Consider the following 3,803-nt stretch of genomic DNA (forward strand, 5'->3'; position numbering starts at 1 on the left):
GCCCGGCGCCCGCGGGTCAGGGTCAGCGCGGTGCGTTCGGCCAACAGGAGGGTGGCGCGCCCCAGGCTCCGCCGCTCAACCGAGCCCAACGCCGCGCGCAGGAGAAGCGCCGGTAGGGGTCTCCGACTAGAGCACGTGGATGGCGGTTGCCCGCCAGCGGCGGTCGAGACCCTCGAGCCGGAGCGCAACCGCACGGACGCGAGCCCGACCGCGCACAACGACCGTCGCCTCGACGATGCCGTCGCGCGGTTCGCAGACGATGACCGATCCGATTGCGAACGTCGGACGCAACGCCTGGGCACCTTTCGCCTGGCGCGCGCGGGAGGAGATCACAACGCGCTTGAGCAGGTGCCGGTAGACGTCGTCGGTCAGCCAGCGGGCGATCTGATCGAGTTCCCGGGCTCCGGCGAGGATCTCGATCACGCAGCGCGTCAGATTCTCGATGAGCGGTCGCGGGTCGGGCAAGGCTGTTGAGGAGGTCGGCTGCTGGTCGAAGAAGTCGTCGGCGGCAAACCGCGGCTCCAACTGCCGAGCGGCCGATCCGTCAAACGGGGCGTGCGACGCCTGGGAAACTGTCATCGGTAACTCCCTGAATTGGTTCCGGTGCATCCCGTCCCAGCGGGAGGTCCCATCCGACCACGCCCGCGCGAGGTCGTAAATGGGAACTACCTCCCTGTGGATAACTGCCTGCCGCGCCGACCGGCCGTGGATAACGTCGCGCCGTGCGCTGGCAGAACCTCTTCGACGACCTCGAGAGTCAGCTCGCGACCGAGCTCGACGCCGAGGAGGTTGATCTCCTGGCCGAGGAGGAGCGGCTGCGACTCGGACGCCTGAGTCTGCGCGACCGCATCCGCGCCCTGCAGGACGCGGCCCCGGCATCCCCGCTCGCCGTGACATTGCGCGGAGGCGAACGGGTAGCCGTGGCGATCGCCGCCGTTGGGCGGGATTGGCTCGCAGGCGAACTGGATGCCGGCATCCGGCGGTCGGCGATCGTCCCGTTCGCGGCGCTGGCGACCCTCGATCCGGTCGGAGCTCAACTCGCGGCGAGTCTTCGCGCGGAGGTCGCCCCCGAGCCGCCGACCGCACTGTCGGCGCGGATTGGGCTCGCCTTCGTGCTGCGCGACCTCTGTCGGCGCCGTGCCGCCGTCGAGGTGCACGTCGGTGCCGAGAAGCTGCATGGCACGATCGACCACGTCGGACGCGATCACCTCGACCTCGCCGAACATGCGCCGGGGGAGCCGCGGCGCGCGACGGCGGTGGCCCGCATCCGCATCGTGGCCTTCTCGGGCCTCGACCTCGTGCGGTTCTGAGCCCTACCGCTCGACGAACAGCTCGGCGACGTCGGCGTACTCCGCTTGCTGCCAGAGCGCACGGCGGCGGTTCTCTTCGTACTTGCCGTCGATGTAGCCCTGCAGCACAGTGCGCTCGACCCGCCAGTGACCGTTGCCCCCGACCTTGATCGCCGGGAGCTCACCCGATCGCACCAGCGCATAGGCCTGGCTGACCGAGATGGCGAGCACCTCGGCGGTCTCGGCGAGCGTGAAGAAGCGCGCGAGTCTCCCAGCGTTGGAGTGCGTCATGGTCTGATTATCGGCCCAGCATCGACCCGACATCCCGCCCGGCACCGGGTTGTGGAGAACTTCCACCCCTCGGTTCCCCGTCACGTGAGCATGGGGCCGTTCACGTCGCGCGACCAGGAGGATCCGATGACCGATGCAGCCCCGAAAGTTCGACGGCGCTTCGCGATCGACGTGCGGCTCCTGCTCGGCCTGGGGCTCGTCGCTGCCTCGGTCGTCGCCGTGACCGGGCTGGTCGCGGCCGCCGATACCCGCGTCGCGGTCTACGCCGCCGGCGACGCGTTGGCTCCCGGAGACCGGGTCGAGGCCGGGGATCTCGTCGAGCGCAACGTCGCCCTCGACGGCGCCGAAGATCTCTACCTACTCGTCGGGGCGATCCCCGACGATGGATTCGTCGTGGCGCAGCCGGTCGCGGCCGGTCAGCTGGTGCCCCTTTCGGCCGCAGGTTCGGTCGACGGCGTGCGGGCCACCTCGATCGTGCTGCGGCTCGCCGGCCCGGTGAGCACCGTCGTCGAAACCGGCAGCCTCGTGGATGTCTGGGGCGTCGCGCTCGATCAGGGCCAGCTCGACGACGGTCGATCGGGAACGCCTGTTGTGCTCGCGTCACAGGCGACCGTGGTGCGGGTACTGGAAGACGAGGCGCTCATCGCCGGCACGAGCGGAGCCGCGTCGACCGTCGAGGTGCTTGTGCCGCGCACCCGGGTCGCCCGGCTGCTGCAGGCGATCGCGAACGGTGACGCTCTCGCGGTCGTGCCCACCGGTCTGCCGCTGGGGTCCCCGTGACCGACGTCGGGCTCGCGATCCCGATCGCCGACGCCGACCGGCTCGCAGCTGAGGCGGTGCGCTACGGGCACCGGGTGGTGGCACAGGTGGCGGATGCCGACGCGCTCGCCCCGCAGATCGCGGCGGTGAAGCCGGAGGTCGTCATCGCGGCCGCCGCGACGCCGTACCTGAGTACCCGACTGGTCGCCGCCTGCGACGCACACGGCGTGCGCCTTGTCGTGGTCGGCGATTCCTCACGCGAGCGGCGGTTCGCGGCCGGGCTCGGGGTCGTCGACCCGGTGCCGGGACCACCCGCCTGGACACTGTTGACGCCCGGCAGCGGCATCCCGGTAGCCGTGTCGCAGCCCATCGACGTTCCCTCCGAGGTCTCCGCAGCGCAGATGACAGATCGACCGGTGCGTCGCGCCGTCGACAGAGGGAGCGTCATTGCGGTCTGGGGTCCCGGTGGAGCACCCGGTCGCACGAGCCTGGCGATCGCGCTCGCCGCAGAACTCGCCGCAACCGGCGCCTCGGTCGCCCTCGCCGACGCCGACACGCACGGCGCCGCGGTCGCGCCGTCGCTCGGGCTGCTCGATGAAGCGCCCGGGTTCGCCGCCGCCTGCCGGTTGGCGGGCACGGGTTCGCTGACGCCGGCAGAACTCGACCGGGTCGCGTCGACCCACCGCGGAAGCTTTCGCGTGCTCACCGGCATCGGGCGTCCGGCGCGCTGGCCGGAACTGACCGGCGAGCGGGTCGCCGGAGTGCTGGATGCCGTGCGCGGCTGGGCGGGGATCACGGTCGTCGATGTGGCCGCGAGCCTCGAGCAAGACGAAGAGCTGGTGAGCGACGTCGCGGCACCGCGCCGCAACGCCGCGACGGTCGAGACGCTCCGTCGCGCCGACCGGGTCGTCGCCGTAGGGGCTGCCGATCCGATCGGGTTGGCCCGCTTCCTGCGCGGTCACGCCGACCTGCTCGATCACGTGACCCCGGATCGCGTCACCGTCGTGATCAACAAGGTACGGGCCGGCGTTGTCGGTCTCGATCCGGCCGCCCAAGTACGTTCGACGCTCGAGCGGTTCGGCAGCGTCACACCTGCGCACCTCGTGCCGTGGGATCCCGCCGGGTTCGACGCCGCGCTGTTGAGCGGCCGGAGTCTCGCCGAGGCGGCGCCGCGTTCGCCCGCGCGGGCGGTCATCCGCAAACTGGCCGCCGACCTCGCCCGTCGGTAGCTGAGCTGAAGCGGGTTCTCGGCGCGAGAGGCCAACCAACTGCCCGGGTAACCTTGGTGCGTGGCGACCCTCTCCGAGCTGATGCTCTCGCAGCACCGCTCGGCGACCGACGTCGAGTGGCTGCATCTGCTCGTCGCTGACGGCCAGCTGCTCGCCGACCTGGCGTTCGCCGACATCGTGCTCTGGGTGCCCAGCGCCGACGGCGGTTTCGTCGCCGTCGCCCACGCGCGGCCGT

6 protein-coding genes are annotated in these 3,803 nt (G+C 71.4%); 4 read left to right on the forward strand and 2 right to left on the reverse strand.

Translation table 11 applies throughout. The features are described from left to right. Positions 1 to 126 precede the first annotated feature (126 nt). On the reverse strand, positions 127 to 579 hold the full coding sequence (locus RMO30_RS03345) for an Rv3235 family protein (protein WP_309709497.1): 453 nt from the start codon (positions 577 to 579) through the stop codon (positions 127 to 129). 143 nt (positions 580 to 722) lie between these two features. Here RMO30_RS03345 and RMO30_RS03350 point away from each other — a divergent pair, with 143 nt between their 5' ends. Further along, positions 723 to 1,310 (forward strand): hypothetical protein, encoded by a 588-nt coding sequence (locus RMO30_RS03350; protein ID WP_309709499.1) that lies wholly within the window; start codon positions 723 to 725, stop codon positions 1,308 to 1,310. A 3-nt stretch (positions 1,311 to 1,313) separates the two neighbouring features. Here the strand turns inward: RMO30_RS03350 and RMO30_RS03355 are convergent, their stop codons facing one another. After that, entirely contained in the window at positions 1,314 to 1,580 is a 267-nt protein-coding gene (locus RMO30_RS03355) for a helix-turn-helix domain-containing protein (RefSeq protein WP_309709503.1), read from the reverse strand. Positions 1,581 to 1,706: 126 nt separating this feature from the next. Here RMO30_RS03355 and RMO30_RS03360 point away from each other — a divergent pair, with 126 nt between their 5' ends. The 3 genes from RMO30_RS03360 to RMO30_RS03370 all read left to right on the forward strand — a co-directional run. Next, complete coding sequence (locus RMO30_RS03360; RefSeq protein WP_309709506.1) at positions 1,707 to 2,360, forward strand: hypothetical protein; 654 nt, start codon at positions 1,707 to 1,709, stop codon at positions 2,358 to 2,360. Beyond that, positions 2,357 to 3,568 (forward strand): regulator, encoded by a 1,212-nt coding sequence (locus RMO30_RS03365; protein WP_309709508.1) that lies wholly within the window; start codon positions 2,357 to 2,359, stop codon positions 3,566 to 3,568. The genes RMO30_RS03360 and RMO30_RS03365 overlap by 4 nt, the downstream gene beginning before the upstream one ends. A gap of 60 nt (positions 3,569 to 3,628) precedes the next feature. Then, positions 3,629 to 3,803 (forward strand): histidine kinase N-terminal domain-containing protein (locus tag RMO30_RS03370; protein WP_309709511.1); only part of this gene is annotated, 175 nt, incomplete at its 3' end.

The organism is Pseudolysinimonas sp. (assembly GCF_031389465.1).
In the GTDB taxonomy this organism is placed as follows: Bacteria; Actinomycetota; Actinomycetes; order Actinomycetales; family Microbacteriaceae; genus Pseudolysinimonas_A.